The sequence below is a fragment of the Aeromonas sp. ASNIH4 genome (assembly GCF_002934425.1).
GTDB lineage: Bacteria > Pseudomonadota > Gammaproteobacteria > Enterobacterales > Aeromonadaceae > Aeromonas > Aeromonas hydrophila.
In genome coordinates, this window is the sequence record NZ_CP026217.1 from 93929 (window position 1) to 112257 (window position 18329).

General features: G+C 64.9%; 18 protein-coding genes. 11 read left to right on the plus strand and 7 right to left on the minus strand.

Going from position 1 to position 18329, the window contains the following annotated elements; genetic code table 11:
* The first annotated feature begins 61 nt into the window (after positions 1–61).
* Positions 62–2596: a class I adenylate cyclase gene (locus C2U40_RS00445; protein ID WP_103827299.1), complete on the plus strand. Its 2535-nt coding sequence runs from the start codon at positions 62–64 to the stop codon at positions 2594–2596.
* A 123-nt stretch (positions 2597–2719) separates the two neighbouring features.
* Here C2U40_RS00445 and C2U40_RS00450 read toward each other — a convergent pair whose 3' ends face one another.
* Together C2U40_RS00450 and cyaY are read right to left on the minus strand one after the other, a co-directional pair.
* On the minus strand, positions 2720–3373 hold the full coding sequence (locus C2U40_RS00450; protein ID WP_039212936.1) for an alpha/beta hydrolase: 654 nt from the start codon (positions 3371–3373) through the stop codon (positions 2720–2722).
* Positions 3374–3387: 14 nt separating this feature from the next.
* Positions 3388–3702 (minus strand): iron donor protein CyaY, encoded by a 315-nt coding sequence (gene cyaY / locus C2U40_RS00455; RefSeq protein ID WP_011704445.1) that lies wholly within the window; start codon positions 3700–3702, stop codon positions 3388–3390.
* 73 nt (positions 3703–3775) lie between these two features.
* On the opposite strand from cyaY, the gene lptM reads away from it, so the two are divergent.
* The 6 genes from lptM (at position 3776) to C2U40_RS00480 (ending at position 8601) form a co-directional block, all read left to right on the plus strand.
* Positions 3776–3952 carry an LPS translocon maturation chaperone LptM gene (gene lptM / locus C2U40_RS25960; protein WP_017408874.1) on the plus strand — a complete coding sequence of 59 codons (177 nt, stop codon included), beginning with the start codon at positions 3776–3778 and terminating at the stop codon, positions 3950–3952.
* Between the two features lie 20 nt (positions 3953–3972).
* The gene (lysA, locus tag C2U40_RS00460) at positions 3973–5223 is read left to right on the plus strand and encodes a diaminopimelate decarboxylase (RefSeq protein WP_103827300.1); all 1251 of its coding nucleotides are present in this window, start codon (positions 3973–3975) and stop codon (positions 5221–5223) included.
* A 65-nt stretch (positions 5224–5288) separates the two neighbouring features.
* The gene (gene dapF / locus C2U40_RS00465) at positions 5289–6119 is read left to right on the plus strand and encodes a diaminopimelate epimerase (RefSeq protein ID WP_011704447.1); all 831 of its coding nucleotides are present in this window, start codon (positions 5289–5291) and stop codon (positions 6117–6119) included.
* A gap of 80 nt (positions 6120–6199) precedes the next feature.
* Positions 6200–6880 carry a DUF484 family protein gene (locus C2U40_RS00470; RefSeq protein ID WP_016349251.1) on the plus strand — a complete coding sequence of 227 codons (681 nt, stop codon included), beginning with the start codon at positions 6200–6202 and terminating at the stop codon, positions 6878–6880.
* The gene (xerC, locus tag C2U40_RS00475) at positions 6873–7850 is read left to right on the plus strand and encodes a tyrosine recombinase XerC (RefSeq protein ID WP_042066090.1); all 978 of its coding nucleotides are present in this window, start codon (positions 6873–6875) and stop codon (positions 7848–7850) included. Before C2U40_RS00470 ends, xerC begins: the two co-directional genes overlap by 8 nt.
* A gap of 40 nt (positions 7851–7890) precedes the next feature.
* Positions 7891–8601 (plus strand): HAD-IA family hydrolase, encoded by a 711-nt coding sequence (locus tag C2U40_RS00480; RefSeq protein WP_103827301.1) that lies wholly within the window; start codon positions 7891–7893, stop codon positions 8599–8601.
* A gap of 109 nt (positions 8602–8710) precedes the next feature.
* Here the strand turns inward: C2U40_RS00480 and C2U40_RS00485 are convergent, their stop codons facing one another.
* Positions 8711–9112, minus strand: a complete 402-nt coding sequence (locus C2U40_RS00485; protein WP_181014746.1) for an STY0301 family protein — start codon at positions 9110–9112, stop codon at positions 8711–8713.
* Positions 9113–9153: 41 nt separating this feature from the next.
* Positions 9154–10680, minus strand: a complete 1527-nt coding sequence (locus C2U40_RS00490) for a mechanosensitive ion channel family protein (protein WP_103827303.1) — start codon at positions 10678–10680, stop codon at positions 9154–9156.
* A 133-nt stretch (positions 10681–10813) separates the two neighbouring features.
* Between C2U40_RS00490 and C2U40_RS00495 the strand changes: the two genes are divergently transcribed.
* Positions 10814–11209 (plus strand): hypothetical protein, encoded by a 396-nt coding sequence (locus C2U40_RS00495; protein ID WP_161785140.1) that lies wholly within the window; start codon positions 10814–10816, stop codon positions 11207–11209.
* A gap of 9 nt (positions 11210–11218) precedes the next feature.
* Here C2U40_RS00495 and C2U40_RS00500 read toward each other — a convergent pair whose 3' ends face one another.
* From C2U40_RS00500 to C2U40_RS00510, 3 genes are all read right to left on the minus strand, one after another.
* Complete coding sequence (locus tag C2U40_RS00500; protein WP_016349256.1) at positions 11219–11989, minus strand: gamma-glutamyl-gamma-aminobutyrate hydrolase family protein; 771 nt, start codon at positions 11987–11989, stop codon at positions 11219–11221.
* Positions 11990–12350: 361 nt separating this feature from the next.
* Positions 12351–13160 carry a sugar-phosphatase gene (gene yidA, locus C2U40_RS00505; RefSeq protein WP_103827304.1) on the minus strand — a complete coding sequence of 270 codons (810 nt, stop codon included), beginning with the start codon at positions 13158–13160 and terminating at the stop codon, positions 12351–12353.
* A 104-nt stretch (positions 13161–13264) separates the two neighbouring features.
* Positions 13265–14935 (minus strand): DUF342 domain-containing protein, encoded by a 1671-nt coding sequence (locus tag C2U40_RS00510; RefSeq protein WP_324827544.1) that lies wholly within the window; start codon positions 14933–14935, stop codon positions 13265–13267.
* A gap of 285 nt (positions 14936–15220) precedes the next feature.
* Here C2U40_RS00510 and C2U40_RS00515 point away from each other — a divergent pair, with 285 nt between their 5' ends.
* The 3 genes from C2U40_RS00515 to C2U40_RS00525 all read left to right on the plus strand — a co-directional run bounded on the left by C2U40_RS00515 (position 15221) and on the right by C2U40_RS00525 (position 18321).
* Positions 15221–16195 (plus strand): HlyD family secretion protein, encoded by a 975-nt coding sequence (locus C2U40_RS00515; protein WP_103827306.1) that lies wholly within the window; start codon positions 15221–15223, stop codon positions 16193–16195.
* Positions 16188–17117 (plus strand): ABC transporter ATP-binding protein, encoded by a 930-nt coding sequence (locus C2U40_RS00520; RefSeq protein WP_085734304.1) that lies wholly within the window; start codon positions 16188–16190, stop codon positions 17115–17117. Before C2U40_RS00515 ends, C2U40_RS00520 begins: the two co-directional genes overlap by 8 nt.
* Before the next feature lie 109 nt (positions 17118–17226).
* A complete protein-coding gene (locus C2U40_RS00525; RefSeq protein WP_103827307.1) occupies positions 17227–18321 on the plus strand; it encodes an ABC transporter permease in 1095 nt (364 codons plus the stop codon).
* Positions 18322–18329: the final 8 nt, after the last annotated feature.

An 18329-nucleotide genomic window follows, 5' to 3' on the forward strand; every position in this document is an offset into this window, starting at 1 on the left:
ACACTTTTTTGACGTCTCCCCGTTTTGGTGCGTCATTTCTTACCTCGGTATAGGCAGGGCATTGCTGGTAAAACTCGACACGCTGGTGGCGCGCTACGACGAACTCAATCGTCTCAAGACGCAACGGGCGCTAGGTCTCATGAGTCGCTACGGGCAGCAGGTTTTTCAGCTGCTACCCGTCATGCTGCACTTCAATCACCCCCTGTTGCCCGGTTATGTGGCGGGGGATGTGCCGCACGGCATCTGGAGTTTTACCGCCAATGACGCCCAGCAGGCCTTCATCGAGGACCTGTGCCAGAACGCCAACTGCCTGAACGGCCTCACCACCCATGACAAGTCGATTCAGGGGCTCTACTCCATGGGCAGCACCTCGTCCATCGGTCAGTGCTGCCACTCGGATCTCGACATCTGGGTCTGCCACGTGGCCGGTTTGTCGCAGGAGCGGCTCGAGCTGCTGGATCTCAAGTGCCAGCAACTCTCCAAGTGGGCCGAGCAACGCGGGGTCGATCTCAACTTCTTCCTGATCCCCGAGGACAAGTTCCGCCAGCGCAACGATGCCCAGATGCAGGGTGAGAGCTGCGGCAGCGCCCAGCACCTGCTGCTGCTGGACGAGTTCTACCGCAGCGCCATGCTGATCGCCGGCAAGCGGCTGCTCTGGTATCTGGTGCCCAGTGAGTATGACGACCACTACGACGACTACGTCAACGGCCTGTTTGCCCACGGCAAGCTGAGCCAGGATGATTGGCTCGATCTCGGTGGCTTCAACCGCATTCCGGCCGAGGAGTACTTCGGCTCTGCCCTCTGGCAGCTCTACAAGGGCATCGACTCCCCCTACAAGGCGGTGCTCAAGTCGGTGCTGATGGAGGCCTACTCCCACGAGTATCCCAACACCCGTCTGCTGTCGGTGACCAGCCGCGACTGGTTCCAGCACAACGAGGGGATGCACTACCGGCTCGACAACTACTGCCTGATGCTGGACAAGGTGACCAACTACCTCAAGTCCATCGGCGACATGCAGCGGCTCGATCTGGTGCGCCGCTGCTTCTATCTGAAGGTGTGTGACGGTCTCAGCCACCCGAAAGAGGAGCACTCCCCGGCCTGGCGCCGCGAGCAGATGACCCAGCTGGTGGCCTACTGGGGCTGGAGTCAGGAGCGGTTGCACCATCTGGATCACCGCCAGGAGTGGAAGGTCGAGGACGTCAAGGTGGCTCATGCCGAGCTGCTGGAAGCCCTGATGCAGAGCTACCGCAACCTGATCCAGTTCGCCCGGCGCAACAACATCAGCGAGTCCATCAACCCGGAAGACATCGGCATCCTGTCGCGCAAGCTCTATGCCGCATTCGAGAGCCTGCCGGGCAAGGTGCAGCGCATCAACCTCAAGATTGCGCCGGACTTGAGCGAGCCGGATCTCAGCTTCGTGCAGGTGCCGCACGGCCGCTTGAACCGCGCCGGCTGGTATCTCTACAAACATTCGCTGGAGCCGGCGGACATCATCGGCCGGGCACCGCTCGAATATAACGGCTACATCAGCAAGCTGGTCTCCTGGGCCTACTTCAACGGTCTGCTGACGCCCCAGTCCCGGGTGCACCTGTTCAACCAGGGCTCGGATCTGCACATCGACAACCTGCACCAGTTCTGTCGCGATCTGTCCGGCACCTTCCCGGTCAAGTACCCCCGCGCCACCAACCTGGCCCTCAGCCGGCCGTGCGAAATTCGCCAGCTCTCCATCTTCCTCAACCTGGAGACGGACCCGACCAGTCACTGGGTGGGCCAGGTGATCGAATTCGACGCCAACGCCGCCGACGTCTTCTCGTTCGGCCGCAACCAGGAGTGTCTGGTGGGCTCGGTGGACCTGGTCTATCGCAACTCCTGGAGCGAGATCCGGACCCTGCACTTCCAGGGGGACGAGGCGGTGGTGGATGCCCTCACCACCATCCTCGGCAAGATGCACCAGGATGCCGCCGCCCCCGAGATGATCGAGGTGTTCTGCTACAGCCAGCACTTCCGCTCTCTGGTGCGTACCCGCTTCCAGCAGCTGGTGGCCGAATGTATCGAGCTGCGTCTGGCCCGCGACAAGCAGCAGCTGGTCAAGACGCTGGCGCTCGGCAAGGAGAAGTACGGCATCTTCTTCGAGCGGCGCGGGGTGTCGGTCAAGAAGCTGGAGAACGCGGTCGACTTCTATCGCCACATCTCCCACAACAAGCTGGATCACCTGCCGCTGCGGCTCGACAAGACCCACAGCCAGCATCTGCCCGGCATCGTCGACGCCTACGCCAGCGAGGGGCTGGTGCAGTTCTTCTTCGATACCCGGGATGCAGGCACCAACATCTATATCCTGGACGAAGCGAACCGGGTGGAGATCTACCAGCACTTTGCCGGCAACAAGGATGAGCTGGTGCAGGGGGTGAACCGCTTCTATACCTCCAGCCACGAGCGCTTCAGCGACGCGGGCCAGTTCAGCAACTTCAACCTGCCCCAGTACTACGAGATAGTGCAGGTCAATGGCGAGCTGGAAGTGATCCCCTACCGCAGCCAGGGTCAGCTGCGCGACACTGGTCAGGGGCGCGAGCTCGGCTCCGCCGCAGGCGCGGGGTAGGGCAGGGGCCGGTCCGGCGTGCGCGCAAGCGCCCCGGTCTCGGCCCCCTGCTGCACAGGATCATCGCTCATATCGAATGAAAACGGCCTGCATCTGCAGGCCGTTTGGCTATCCGCGGTTGGCTCAGCCCGCGAGGCGAGCCAGCAGCCACTGACGGATGTCGTCGAGCTGCGGGCGGCAGATCTCGTGGCGCATCGGGTATTCGTGCCACTCGGGGGAGAGCCCGGCCGCCTCCAGCCGGTTCTTGGCGTCCCATCCCATGGAGAGGCTCACCACGTCGTCATAGATGCCGTGCATGTAGCAGATGGGCAGGCTGCGGGCAGCCTCGCTCATCTCGCCGAGCAGGGCGTCGGGCGCCGCCAGGTAGGTGGACATGCAGAGCAGGCCCGCCAGTTGCTGCGGCAGGCGCAGGGCGGTGAAGGAGGCAATCACGCCCCCCTGGGAGAAGCCGGCCAGCACGATGCGCTCGGGGGCGAAGCCCTCCGCCACCAGCTGCTCGATCAGCGCGGCGATGCGGGCCGCGGACTCCCTGACGTGGGACTCCACGGCGCGGTCCGCCGGGTTGTCGAAGCTCTTGATGTCGTACCAGCCGCGCATCTTGTAGCCCATGTTGATGGTGATGGCGCGCTCCGGCGCATCGGGCAGCAGATGACGCACCGGCAGGTCGGCGGGCAGCGCCAGCGCATCCACCAGCGGCGCGAGGCCGGCGCCGGAATCCCCCAGCCCGTGCAGCCAGATCACCGCGTGACGGGCGCCTTCAGGATGCAGATCGATCATGGCGGGCTGCACCATCATGGGAACTGGACGGGTTCGCCCGCCTGGGTGGTGCAGGCCTTGCTTAGCAGCGTCTTGAGCTCGTGACCGAAGCGGTTGTCGATCCAGCTTTCCCCTTGCAGCTCGAAGTGGAAGCCGTTCTCGCGGGTGGCGACCCAGATCTGGTGCAGGGGTTCCTGCTTGTTGATGATGACCTTGGTCTTGTTCTCGAACGACAGGGTCAAGACCCCGCCGGCACGCTCACAGTCAATATCCGGATATCCTGCGTCGACGGTGTCCTCCACATATTGGAAAAAGGCGTCGGTCAGGGCGTGATACTCGTGATCCTTCATCGGTTTATCCTGTTGCTTTTAACAATGTGAGTGCGATTATAGAGGGCCAAAAATTTTTTCGCAGCGAACCATTATGATTACCCAGCTTACCAAGTGTCTGCTTGCCACTCTTCTGTCTCTTGGTTTGGCCGCGTGTGGCCTGACGGGACCGCTCTACATGCCGCCCCCCGAGCAGCCCCAGACCCAGAGTACACCGCAAGCACAGACGCCTGCGACCGCCGAGGCTGCCCCAGAGGCCGCGCCGCAATAATTTAGGAAGGAACCGCCCCCTTGGATCACTTTAACTACGACGCCGACGGCCAGCTTCAGGCTGAACACACCTCGCTGCAACAACTTGCCGAGCAGTACGGCACCCCGCTGTACGTCTACTCCCGCGCCACCCTTGAACGCCACTGGCACGCCTTCGACAAGGCGGCGGGCGACATCCCCCATCTCATCTGCTATGCGGTCAAGGCCAACTCCAACCTGGCACTGCTCAACCTGCTGGCGCGCCTTGGCTCAGGCTTTGACATCGTCTCTGGCGGCGAGCTGTCGCGGGTGCTGGCGGCGGGCGGCGATCCGGCCAAGGTGGTCTTCTCCGGGGTGGCCAAGAGCGAGGCCGAGATGCGCCTCGCGCTGGATAAAGAGATCCTCTGTTTCAACCTGGAGTCGGAAGCCGAGCTGGAGCGTCTGAACCGGGTGGCGGGCGGCATGGGCAAGAAGGCCCGGGTGTCGGTGCGAGTCAACCCGGACATCGACGCCGGTACCCATCCCTATATCTCCACCGGCCTCAAGCAGAACAAGTTCGGCATTCCCATCGAGCAGGCGCCCGCCATCTACCGCAAGGCGGCGGCCATGGCCAACATCGAGATCGTCGGGGTGGATTGCCATATCGGCTCCCAGCTCACCGAACTCAATCCGTTCATGGAGGCGGCTGACAAGCTGCTGCGGCTGATCGACGGCCTGGCGTCGGAAGGCATCCACATTCACCACCTGGACGTGGGCGGTGGCCTGGGGGTCAACTATGGCGCCGAGCAGCCGCCCCACCCGAGCGAATATGCCGAGGCGCTCAAGCAGAAGCTGGCGGGCCGGGATCTGACCCTGTTGTTCGAACCGGGTCGTGCCATCGTTGCCAATGCCGGCGTGCTGCTGACTCGGGTGGAGTACCTCAAGCCGGGCGAGACCCGCAACTTCGCGCTGATCGACGCCGGCATGAACGATCTGCTGCGTCCCTCGCTCTACGGCGCCTGGATGAACATCATTGAGGTGGACAGCCGCACCGCCCACGAGCCGGCGCTGTACGACGTGGTGGGCCCGGTCTGCGAGACCGGTGACTTCCTCGGCAAGGAGCGCACCCTGGCGATCGCCGAAGGCTCCTTGCTGGCGGTGCGTTCCGCCGGTGCCTACGGCTTTACCATGTCCTCCAACTACAACACCCGTCCCCGCGCCGCCGAAGTGCTGGTGGACGGAGCGCAGTCGTTCCTCATCAGAGAGCGCGAGCAGTTGGCCGATCTCTGGCGCGGTGAGCATTTACTGCCCTGATTGTTAATGGATTTCTCTAAGCGTTCCTCCAGGTGAGAGCGTGAACAAGGGTACAGGAACGCACGATGTTGATAGATTTTTCCAAGATGCACGGGCTGGGGAACGACTTCATGGTGGTGGATGGCGTCACCCAGAAGGTGTTTTTCAGCAATGAGGTCATCAAGAAGCTGGCGGATCGCCACTTCGGCATCGGCTTCGACCAGCTGTTGCTGGTGGAGCCGCCCTATGATCCCGAGCTCGACTTTCACTACCGTATCTTCAACGCCGATGGCAGCGAGGTGGAGCAGTGCGGCAACGGTGCCCGCTGTTTCGCCCGCTTCGTGCGCCTCAAGGGGCTGATCAACCGGGATCGCATCGCGGTGAGCACGGCGCGCGGCCGCATCGTGCTGCAGCTGGAAGGGGAGAACCAGGTCACGGTCAACATGGGGGTGCCCCAGTTCGAGCCGGGCAAGATCCCGTTCCGGGCCCAGAAGGCGGAAAAAACCTACCTGCTGCGGGCCCAGGAGCATACTGTGATGTGCGGGGCCGTCTCCATGGGCAATCCTCACTGCGTCATCGAGGTGCCCTCGGTGGCCGATGCGCCGGTGGCGACTCTGGGTCCCATCATGGAGCGACACGAGCGCTTTCCCGAGCGGGTCAACGTCGGCTTCATGGAGATGGTGAACGCCAGCGAGATCAAGCTGCGGGTGTTCGAACGCGGGGTGGGCGAGACCCTGGCCTGCGGGACCGGCGCCTGTGCCGCCGTGGTGGTGGGCATCAGCCAGGGCAAGCTCAAGGAGCGGGTCACCGTCACCCTGCCGGGGGGCAAGCTGACCATCGCCTGGAAGGGACCGGGTCAGCCGGTCTACATGACCGGGCCGGCCGAGCACGTATTTGACGGTCAGATAGAGTTATAGGCACGGGCGGGGAGGCCCCCGCTCAGCCAAGCACTAATGTCGGGGCCTTGCGCCCCTTTTTCGGATGGACCAACCAAGTTATGAGCGAACTCAAACGGCAGGAACCACTGGTGGATGAAGCCACAGTGCTGGAGTACCTGGCCCGTTATCCCGAGTTTTTCCAGCGCCACGCGGCCATGCTGGACCGGATCCGCATTCCTCACGAACGCAAGGGTACCGTCTCCCTGGTGGAGCGCCAGCTGGACAGACAGCGCGAGCGCATCGAACAGCTGGAGCAGGAGATCACCGAGCTGATGGGGATCGCCAGCGAGAACGAGCGGATCTTCCGGGTCTATGCCGATCTCTACGGCGAGCTGTACGGCTGTCAGAGTCTGTTCGAGGTGAGCGCCGTGATGGGCAAAGCGTTCGTGCAGCGGCTGCGGCTGACCGGCCTGCGGCTCTGGCTCAGCCCGAAAAAATTCCAGTTGAGCGGCCCCGAGCAGAAGTTCATGGCGGAGGGCCGACAGCTCGAGCAGCTGCTGGGCCAGCGCCTGCCGGGTCAGGATTACTACTTCGGCCGGCTCAACCAGAGCGAGAAGCAGGCGCTGTTCGGCCACGACGTGCTGGTCAACTCGGTGGCCCTGATGCGGCTCGGCGATCTCGGCGTGCTGGCCTTCGCCAGCTCGGATCCGAGCCACTTCACCCCCCACAACGACACCTTGCTGCTGGGCCAGCTCGGCCGCCTGCTGCAGCTGCGTCTGCCCGAGCTGGCGCGTGGCTAAGACGCCGGCCAGATCCCCCGCCAAGGCGCCACCAGCCGCCGAGCCCCTGCCGGCTGCATTGGCCGACGAGCTGGCGGCCTTCATCGAATACCTGCGGGTCGAGCGCCAGCTCAGCCCGCACACCCGCAGCAACTACCAGGCCCATCTGGAAGCCATGACCGCCGAGCTGGTGAAGCTTGGGGTCGACGACTGGGCCAGGCTCGAGGCGAGTCAGGTGCGCAGTCTGGTGACCCGGATGCACAAGGCGGGGCTGGCGCCCCGTTCGCTGGCCACCAAGGTCTCCGCCCTGCGCAGTTTCTGCGACTGGCAGGTGCGCCAGGGCCGACTGGTGGCCAATCCGGCGCGCGGCATCGTCACCCCCAAGCAGGGGCGGCCGCTGCCCAAGAACCTGGATGTGGACGAGATGTACCAGCTGCTCAACATCACCGACGAGCAGGATCCACTGGCAGTGCGGGATCGCGCCATCATGGAGCTGATGTACTCCTCCGGCCTGCGCCTCGCCGAGCTGGTGGGGCTTAATCTGGCGGACGTGAAGCTTGACGAGCGCCAGCTCCGGGTGACCGGCAAGGGCTCGCGGGAGCGGGTGCTGCCGGTGGGGCGGATGGCGGTGGAGTGGCTGCACAAATGGCTCAAGCTGCGCCCCCTGCTGGCCGGCGACGAGCTGGAGGCGCTGTTCGTCTCCAAGCGCAAGCAGCGGCTGTCGGCCCGCTCGGTACAGGAGCGGCTCGACGGCTGGGGCAACAAGCAGGCGCTCAACGCCCACGTCCATCCCCACAAGCTGCGCCACAGCTTTGCCACCCACATGCTGGAGTCCTCCGGCGATCTGCGGGCGGTGCAGGAGCTGCTGGGTCACGCCGATCTCTCCACCACCCAGATCTACACCCACCTCGACTTCCAGCATCTGGCCAAGGTGTATGACAGCGCCCACCCGCGGGCGAAGCGGGATCCCGCGGCTCCGGACGACGAATGAAGAGGGCCGGGCACGCCCGGCCTCGACAAGAGGAGATACCATGCAGTTCTATCGCCGCTGGCAGCCGGTGGCCGCCATCTCGTTTGACCTCGACGATACCCTCTATGACAACGGCCCGGCCATCGAACGGGCCGAGCAGTGGATGCTGAACCACCTGCGCAGCGAATACCTGGCTACCGCCATGCTGGACAAGCCGCGCTGGCAGGCGCTCAAGCACAACCTGCTGCTGGAACAGCCGGCACTGCGCCACGACGTCAGTCTGGCGCGCCGGCACGGCATTCAGGCCGCGCTGATGGCGGGTGGCATGGCGCAAGGGTTGGCGGAACGTGAGGCTGCGTCGGTGTTCGCCGGCTTTCTGGCCGAGCGCTCGAAGATCGAGGTGAGCGACCAGACCCACGCCCTGCTGGCCCGGCTGGCCGAGCGCTACCCGCTGGTGGTCATCACCAACGGCAATCTGGATCTGACCCGGGCTGGTCTCGCGGATTACTTCACCCTGGTCTGCAAGGCTGGTCTCGGCAGCAGGATGAAGCCGGCAGCGGACATGTTCGTAGAGGCGCAGAGGGCACTCAAGCTGGCGCCCGGCCAGATCCTGCACGTGGGGGATCATCCACAGACGGATGTGCTAGGGGCCCGGCTGCACGGCTTCAAGGCCGCCTGGCTCAACGAGCGCGGTCAGCCTTGGCGACAGTTGCAACTGCTGCCGGACGTGGAGCTGACGGCGCTGGACGAGCTGGCCGAACTGCTGCTCTAATCAGACCTCCATACCCACCCCATACCCGCCGGTTCGCAGCCGACATGCATCTCATATCGGCCGATGATGCACCGCAGGCCGCAGCCATTGTTGGGTCGTGCCGGAGTGGTCACTCGTTGCGGCAGATCAGCCCGCGCAAATCGTAAGGCTCGGGCTGGTTGACTCGGCAGTAGCTGATGCCGGCGGGCAGCGTCTGCTGCAGGGTGATGGCGGTCTCCCGATAGTGGCAGACCAGATAGAAGGGGCGAGGGTTGCTGCGATCCAGACTCCAGTAGTGCAGCGCGTCGCTGTCGCCGTTGTCCGGCTTGAGCTGGGCTCGCTCATCGGGGTCGCCGTCGAACAGGGCCAGGTTGTCCAGCCGGTGGCTGAGGGGCTGGTGTTGTTCCCCTTGATCGTTGCGGGTGACGGCCTGCCACCCCGGGCTGGCCCCCAGCTGCTGCTGGCGGGTTTCAATGGTCGCGGGGCAGTCAAATTGCAGGGTGGCGCTCAGGGCCAGTGCGGTCAACAGCATGAAATGCATCTCTGGTAGAAAGCCTGAGCCGCCATGCTACGTCATCGACCGCCAAACAGCGCCATCAGTTTGTCCAGCAGATCCCGTGGCGGGGTGATCTGCTTCATGGCTTCCGCCTCTCGCGCCAGCAGCTCCTGCTGCTCCTGCTGACGGGCGCTCAGCACCTTGTAGAGTGGCTCGAGCAGGGAGCCGCGCTGGGCCACCAGCTCCTGGAACATGGCCTGATTGATGCGATAGGTTTCGACGGTCCCCAGGGCTCGCACCGTGAACGGGCTGGGCTCGCCGGTGAGCAGGCTCAGCTCGCCGAAGAAGTCACCGGCATTGAGGGTGCCGAGCGGCAGCTCGCGCCCTTCCACCTCCACCAGCATCTGGGCATCTCCCTTCACCAGCACGAACAGCCAGCCGGAGACCTCTCCCTGGCTCAGCATCCGATCGCCGTTGACGAAGGGGGCGAACTTGACCTGATCTGCCAGCCGCAGCAGCTCCTCCTCCTGCAGCATGGCGAACAGCGGCAGGCGGCGCAGGGTGTCGGTGCGCTCGGCGGTATGCCGCTTGTGGCGCTGATCCTTGTGATCCTGATCCGTGGTCATGAAGACGTTGAAGATGGGCGGGGTGAGGCGCCGGTCGTTGCGGCGCAGGGCGGCATCGATCAGGGTGCGCACCGCCGAGTCGGTGGGATCGTCCACCGCCAGATCGGTGAGCCAGTAGCGCACCGCGTAGCGGGCGATGCCGTTTTCCACGTTCATCAGTAGGCAGTCCGGCTGCGGGCTGGCGGAGACGTGGTGGATGCGGGTCTCCCGCAGGGATTGTTCCACTAGGGCGATGATCTGGGTCGGCAGGGTATCCAGGGTGATGTCGAACCAGACCCAGCGGCGCCACTGCAGGGGGGCGTTCTGCCGCCGTCCTAGCACGGTGAAGCGCTGCTTGAGTAGGTGGCTGTTGGGGATCACCACGGTTTCCCAGTTGCGGGTCTCGATGGTGGTGGCGCGCCAGTTGATCTCCACCACCCGGCCCTGGGTTGTCTCCACCTGCAGCCAGTCACCGATGGCGATGGAGTTGTCGAGCTGGATCGAGACCCCGGCCAGCAGGTTGCCCAGGGTGTCCTGCATGGAGAAGGCGATGACGGCGGTGATGACGGCGGAGGTGGTGACGATCTCGCCGAGGGCCATGCCGGAGGCGTAGAGGCGGAACAGGCACCAGCCGATGTAGCCGACCGTGATGACGATGTCGGCTATGATGCGCGGGATGCGGATCTGGCACAGGGGCAGCAGAAACTGGAACAGCAGGATCCCCCAGATCTTCACCAGTACCAGCCCGGCCAGCAGGCTGGAGATCTCCACCAGCCAGCGGTGGGGCAGCGGCAGACGAAACCAGCCCCCCTCGAACTGGATCAGCAGGATCACCACCAGGCTTATCATCACGAAGCCGAGCTCGCTCACCAGCTCCCGCCGACGGCCGGGGCTGCGCAGGAAATGGGTGAAGAGCAAGAATAGGGTCAACAGGGTCCAGAACGGGTGTTCGCCAATCCACAGCAGGGTAGGTAGCGCAACGAGGTTATCGCTAAACATAGCAGCCCCTTATCATTGGTTATTTCCAGCATAGTTGGTTTCAACCCGCTAAATGGGTGCGGGGCGGGGGCAATTTATTTATGCTGGGCGCCGGTCTGACGAGGGAGTGGTACGAGTGCGCACGCTGAACAAGATGGTCTGGATTGCCGGGGCCTGGTTGCTGACGGGCTGTGATCAGCTGGCCGACAAGTATCGGGTCGAGTTTCGCGATGGCTCCTGGCGCGAGATCGCCATCACCCCCTTCGCTGACGAGGCGCGCTGGCGCGAGGGCTGCGCCACCGGCGAGGTGCTGAGCGACATGATGCTGCCGCTCAAGCGCGGCAAGACGGTCAACGGCCGCGAGCAGCTGCTGATTGGCGGCGAGCTGTTCGAGCTGGACGACAACGCCCTCTATCGCAGCAACGGCATGGTGTTTGGCCACACGCCGGATCACATCCAGCGCGGGCTGAAGGGGCTGGAGGTATGCCGAACCCTGCGCCCGGATCGCGGTGCGCTGCCCAAGCTCAAGGCGCGCGGGTTCGGCGACTAGCCGGCGGCGTCAGACGCCGCTCAGGCGAGCCCGGCAGGCGTCGCCAAAGGCCTCGAAAATCTTGATGGAGTGAGGGTTCTCGCTCGCCTTCCACTCCGGGTGCCACTGCACCGCCAGCAGGAAGGGGGAGAGGGCGGGGGCGTGGATCGCCTCGATCAGCCCATCTTCGGCATGGGCCAGCGGCTCCAGCCCCTTGGCCAGCGTCTTGATCCCCTGGCCGTGCAGCGAGTTGACCGGGATCGACGGCTGTCCCATCAGCTCCGCCAGCCAGCTGCCCGGCACCAGCTCGACCTGATGGCTCTCGCCATACTGATCGTCCACCGGATCGTCAGCGTCTTCCCGATGATCGTCATAACCCGGCTCGCTGTAGACCTTCTGGTGGATGTCTCCCCCCAGCGCCACGTTGATCTCCTGCATGCCGCGGCAGATCCCGAGGATCGGCAGGCCGCGATCGAGGGCGGCGCGCACCAGCGGGATGTCGAACAGATCCCTGTCCCTGTCTTGCTGCTTCTCCGGGGTGAGGTTCTCCTGGCCGTAGAGGGCGGGATCGATGTTGGAGCCGGCGCCGCTCAGATAGACGCCATCCGCCAGATCCAGATACTGCGCCAGATCCTCGGTGCCGCAGCAGGTGGGCACCAGCAGCGGCACGCAACCGCTGATCTCCACCAGCGGCTTGATGTATTTGTGGGTCATCACCTGATAGGCGTGGCCATTGCGGGGCTGGGCGCCCGTGGTCATCAGTACGACGGGTTTACGCGGGGTGTGGGGGCTGCGAGTCATGATTCACCTTGGCTGTCCTTAGCGGTCCTGCGCCTTGGGCAGGCCCTTGCCGTCGTCAGCGGGGCAAGGGCATGCCTCAAGGCATGGTCGTGGGATCGGAGGTGCGTTGCACAGCCAGAATCGTCGGTCAGCCTGGGCAACGACAGCCTGGATCCTGATCCCAGTCTGCCAAGGCCGTTCAATATGTCAAACGAAATGATGCCAACATGTTAAATATATTTTGCGATCGGCTGGCTTGAGTCCCATTTAAAGGGGCCTGTAGCGAGAAAGGGGAGAGAGAAGGGCGTTGTTGTGGTGGATATATTAAACATGCGGCGCTGGCGGCCGGATAGCAAAAGGGGCCCGCAGGCCCCTGGTCGCGTCAGGCGTTCAGGATGAAACGCTCGATCACCTGGGCGACCACGTCTTCATCGTTGCGCCCCGTGGTGTGCTGGGCCAGCGCCTTGATGTCGTCGGTGGCATTGCCCATGGCCACTCCCAGCCCGGCATACTCGATCATGTGGTGATCGTTGCCCGCATCCCCCACCGCGATGACCTGGGAGGCATCCAGCCCCAGGTGCTCGGCCAGGGCGGCGACGCCGGTCCCCTTGTTGCTCTGCTTGTTCATGAACTCGAGGAAGTAGGGAGCGCTGCGCACTACGGTATAGCGCTGGTAGAGCTCGGCCGGCAGCTTGGCGATGGCGGGGGAGAGCAGCGGCTCGGGATCGATCATCATCACCTTGAGGATCTGCTCGTCGGCGGGCAGGGTGGCGAAGTCCAGCAGCTTGATGGGCATGTCGATTAGGCGGGATTCGTGCTCGGTGTAGGGGCTGACCCTGGGGCTGATGAGCCCCCGGCTCACCGAGAAGCCGTGCACGTTGACGCCCAGCTTGTCGGCCAGGGCGGCGATGGCGCTGGCATCGCTGCCGGTGAGCAGCTGGCTGCGGATGATGCGCTGATCGGCCACCTGCTGCACCAGGGCACCGTTGTAGCAGATGACGTAGTCATCCTGACCGGTAAGGCCGAGCTCCACCAGATAGCGGCTCATCCCCTCCAGCGGCCGGCCTGAGGCCAGCACGACGGTGACGCCCTTGGCGCGGGCGGCGGCGATGGCCGCGTGGGTGCGGGGGGAAATCTGGCCCTGGGAGTTCAACAGGGTGCCATCCATATCCAATGCGATCAGCTTGTACATCTCTCACTATCCTGCGGTCTGGCTGGCCCGCCCGATGGGGCCAATGGGAGGCCGAGTGTAGCGAAATTCGCCGCCCGGATCACGACTGACGGGTCACTCTTGCGTCACTTGTGGGGTTCGTAGGGGGTGAGTTGCAGCTGATCTTCACGGATGGCGAAGTGGATGGGGCCGTGCTCGATGTCGACCCGGTAGTGGTGGTGAGCCATCTCAACTTCGACCCCGGGGAAGGCGCGCTGGGTGGCGATGATGTCCATCTCCGCCATCAGCTTCTGCAGTTCCTCCTGGGCCGCTTCCAGCTGTTCATCCAGCAGCTTGCTCTCCTCGAGATGCTGGATCCGGATCAGTTTGATCTTCTGCAGGGTCTGGGGATTGCGCTTGTCGCTCGGCAGTTGCAGCAACTTGAGCAGCAGGTCCTGCAGCTTGTCCAGCTGCTCCCGGCACTCCTGCTTGCGTTGGCGCAGCGCCTGCTCCTGCTCCTTATGGGTGAAGTAGCCGCCGAGGATCTGCAGCCGGGTCTGGTTGTGGGCCGAGGCCCCCAGGATCGGCGCCATGATGAGGCGGTTGGCAATGCTGATGCCCCCCAGCAGGTGGCCCTTGCGCATGCCGCTGTCACCCACCTTGAGATCCTGACCGCTGCGGCTGTAGCAGTGGCTGAGCTGGGTCAGGATGTGGATGTCACCACCGGCCTCCAGCTTGGCATACTGGGCGTAGCTGGCGTGGATCTCGCCCTGGGCGTTGAGGTGGCAGAGGAACTCGTCACTCTGTTCGCTCTTGCGCCCAATGATGCCGTTGCGCACCGTGATGGTGCCGCTCGATTCGATGTAGCCCCCCTCGACGAAGCCGCCGATCACCACGTCGCCGCTGGTCTTTATCTTCATGCCCGGGGTGACGTCGCCCGCCACGATCAGCGCCCCTTCGAAGATGACGTGGCCGTGGCGGATATCCACCTGCTTGACGCTCAGCACGTCATCCACCTTCATGCCGTTTTTCTCCTGGCGCGGCAGGCCGGGGCGGCTGGCCAGCAGCAGATCGGGGTCATCCGGCGAGAGGAAGGTGCCCTCGCCGGCCACCATGGGGCTGTCCTTGCCATGTTTGGCGGGCAGCTCCTGGCCGGTGACGGTGAAACCGGGCACTCCCTGGGTAGCGGGGTGGCGGCGCATCAGCTGGGCGCCGGCCTTGACGGTGAGGATGGTGCCGAGGTCGCGCATGTCGACCCGGCCGTGATCCAGCTCCTGAGGCTTGAGAATGCGTTCGGCCGGGGTCTCCACCAGCCGCTCGAAGCGGGTGTCCTGACCGTTGACGGCGGCCTTGCCCTGCGCCACCGGCAGCCTGAGCAGGGTGCCCGGCGTCGCCTCCTTGGCGGCCAGCACGGCGGCGGCGATGAGCGGCGCCTGCACCCCCTGACTGATCTCGCTGCTCTGGATTGCCTGCTCCAGCTGTTCGCTGGTGAGGTATTTGCCGCCCCAGTCGGCGGTGATCTGGGCGGTGGCGCTCATCCGGTCCTTCTCCACCACCAGCAGGACGCTGGCATCGTGGCGCTGGGCGATGGGCACCGGGTTGCCGGGCAGGGGGGCGGTCGGGTTGCTCAGCAGGGTGTTGAGCAGGCTGATGGCCTGCTTGATCCCCTCCGTCAACGGCTGATAGCGGCGGCAGTTGGAGGCCAGCAGCAGCGTCTGGATATCGCTCTCCGAGATGGGGTTGGTCAGCCCGGGCACGATGCGCAGGCAGGCGTATTCCATATCGGCTGACAACAGTAACCACTCTTTGCTTAACACCCGGATCCCTTCCTTCGTCCGCATCCCAATTGGAACGGCTGCTTGTTTTCAGTTAATCGGCATTTTGTTAAAAATGCGAATCATCAACATGGTGCTGGTCTGCAGTATCCAGACATTTCTCCTTTTTGGTCAATGAGCTAAGCACAAATGGGTGAACTGGGACGAGGAAATGAAAAGTAACAGGGAGTATGCTGACGGCACCATGAGCCCGTCTGCCAGCCGCTAGCGGCTGTCGTCCGGCGGGTGAAGGGAATGCCCCCGGGCGGATCCGCCACCGTGAGAGGAGTGTCGACCTTGCGTCATTGTCTGCTGCCCCTGGCCCTGACGGGCCTGCTTAGCGCCTGCCAGCCACAGGCATCCACCACGGCCCTCGGCACCCTGGAACGAGACCGGGTGCTGCTGACCGCCACCGCCGGCGAGATCATTCGCGCCCTGCCGGTGGCGGAGGGCAGCCGGGTGGAGGAGGGTACCCTGCTGGCCCGGCTCGATGACCGGCGTCAACAGGCGGTGCTGGCCCGCGCCAGGGCCCAACAGGCTCAGGCGCGCGCCGCCCTCGCCCGGCTGACCAATGGCGAGCGGCCGGAAGACATCGCCGCCGCCCGCGCCAGCCTCGACAAGGCGCAGGCCAACGTCAGGGAGAGCGAGCGCAACTTTGAGCGGATCGACCGGCTGGTACGCCGCAAGCTGGTGAGCCCGGCGGATCTCGACAAGGCCCGCGCCCAGCGCGACAGCGCCCTGGCCGAGCAGAACGGTGCCCGCCAGCAGCTCGACAAGCTGGCGCGCGGGGTGCGGCGCGAAGATATCGACGAAGCGCAGGCCGCCCTGCTGGCCGCCACCGCCGAGGTGGCGCTGGCCGAGCGGGAGCTGGCGGATCTCTCCATCGTCGCCACCCGCAGCGGCCGGCTCGACAGCCTACCCTATCACCTCGGCGAGCGTGTCGCGGTGGGTGCCGTGCTGGCTGCCATCCAGGCGGACGAGGCGCCTTACGCCCGGGTCTATGTGCCCGAACCCTCCCTCGCCGGTTACAGGGTCGGCCAGCCGGTGCGGGTGCAGGTGGACGGGGTGGCTGAGCCTCTCACCGGCCGGCTGCGCTGGATCTCGAAAGAGCCCGCCTTTACCCCCTACTACGCCCTCAACGAGCAGGACAGGGCCCGGCTGGTCTATCTGGCCGAGATCGATCTGCCTGCGGGAGCGCAGGATCTGCCGAGCGGCCTGCCGCTGCAGGCCGAACCCGCCGCGGGGGGAGAGGGCCATGAGTGAGCTGGCGATCCGGGCGCTGGGGGTGAGCCGCCGTTTCGGCGATTTTCTGGCGGTGGACGGGCTGGATCTCTGCGTACCCAAGGGGCAGATCCACGGCTTTCTCGGCCCCAACGGCTGCGGCAAATCCACCACCCTGCGCATGTTGACCGGCCTGCTCACCCCCTCGGCGGGGGAGGTGGAGGTGCTTGGGCTGCACATCCCTCGCGAGGCCGAGACCCTGCGCCGACGGATCGGTTACATGACCCAGAAGTTCTCCCTCTATGACGAGCTGACCGCCTGGGAGAACCTGGAGTTCATGGGCCGGATCCACGGCATGGGGGGCGCGCTGCTGGCTGCCCGCCTGCATGAGCTGCTGGCCACCTATGAGCTGGCGCCGCTGGCCCGGCAGCGGGCCGGCGCCATGAGCGGCGGCCAGAAGCAGCGGCTGGCGCTGGCTGCGGCAGTGATCCACCGGCCGGCGCTGCTGCTGCTGGACGAACCCACCTCGGCGGTGGATCCGCAGAACCGGCGCGATTTCTGGGAGAAGCTGTTCGATCTGAGCGAAGGGGGCACCACCATACTGGTGACCACCCACTACATGGACGAGGCGGAGCGCTGCCATCAGCTCGCCATCATGGAGGCGGGCCGGGTGCGCGCCCAGGGGGCGCCGCAGGCGCTGATGGACGCCATGAGCACCCGGGTGGTGGAGGTGCTGGCCGCCGATCTGCGGCTGCTCAAACAGCAGCTGGTGCAGCTGGCGCCGGTGCGCTCCGCCGCCCAGCTCGGCCAGCGCTTGCGGGTGCTGGTGGACAAGGAGCTGGCGGAGCCGGTGGCCTGGCTGCAGCAGGCCTGCCCGGCGCTGGCAGGTGCCAGCCTGGCGCTGGTCAGACCCAGTCTGGAGGATGTGTTCGTCAGCTGCACCGGTCAGGAGCCGAGGGCATGAACAGTCTGCGACGGCTCTGGGCTATTACCCAGAAAGAACTCAGGCAACTGGCACGAGACCGACTGACCTTCGATGTGGTGGCGGTGATGATCCCTAGGGGAGTGAGTCGATGAACAGTTTGCGACGGCTCTGGGCCATTACCCAGAAAGAACTCAGGCAACTGGCCAGAGACAGGCTGACCTTCGGCATGGTGGTGATGATCCCGCTGATCCAGCTGCTGCTGTTCGGTTACGCCATCAACACCGACGTGCGGCAGATCCCGGTGGGACTGGTGGAGATGAGCCAGAGCGTGCCGGGCCGGCTGCTGGTGGAGGCAGTGAAGGCGAGCCAGGTGGTGCACATCAAGCAGCAATACGTCGGGGTGCAGCAGGCCGAGGCGGCGCTGACCCGGGGCGAGGTACGCGCCGTGCTGGTGCTGCCCGCCGACCTGAGCCGCCGGCTCAGCGCCGGCGAGACGGCGGGCCAGTGGCTGGTGGATGGCTCGGACACCATGATCGCCGGAGCCCTGCTCGGCCTTCGCAACATGCCGCTCTCCGATCTGAAACCCGACCTCAAGCCGGCCCCCCCTACCTTCGAGACCGTGCTCTACTTCAATCCGGCGCGCCGTTCGGCGGTCAACATAGTGCCCGGCCTGCTCGGGGTGATCCTCACCATGACCATGATCATGTTCACCTCGGCGGCCATCGTGCGCGAACGGGAGCGCGGCAATCTGGAGCTGCTCATCACCACCCCGGTCGGCTCGATGGAACTGATGCTGGGCAAGATCCTGCCCTATATCGGGGTGGGGTTGCTCCAGGTGGCCATCATCCTCGGGCTCGGCCACTTCATCTTCGACGTGCCCATCAACGGGGCCCTGAGCCAGGTGCTGCTGGCGACCCTGTTGTTTATCGCCGCCAGCCTGACCCTGGGGCTGCTCATCTCCACCCTGGCGCAGACCCAGCTGCAGGCGATGCAGATGACGGTGTTCATCCTGCTGCCCTCCATCCTGCTGTCGGGCTTCATGTTCCCTTACGAGGGGATGCCGCTGCCGGCCCAGTGGATTGCCGAGGTGCTGCCGGCCACCCACTTCATGCGGCTGATCCGGGGCATAGTGCTGCGCGGTGGCGAGCTAGCCGAGCTGCTGCCAGACGTGCTCTGGCTGGCGGGGTTCACCCTGCTGGTGCTGACCCTGGCCGCCCATCGCTTCAAGAAGAGTCTGGATTGATGCCCCGC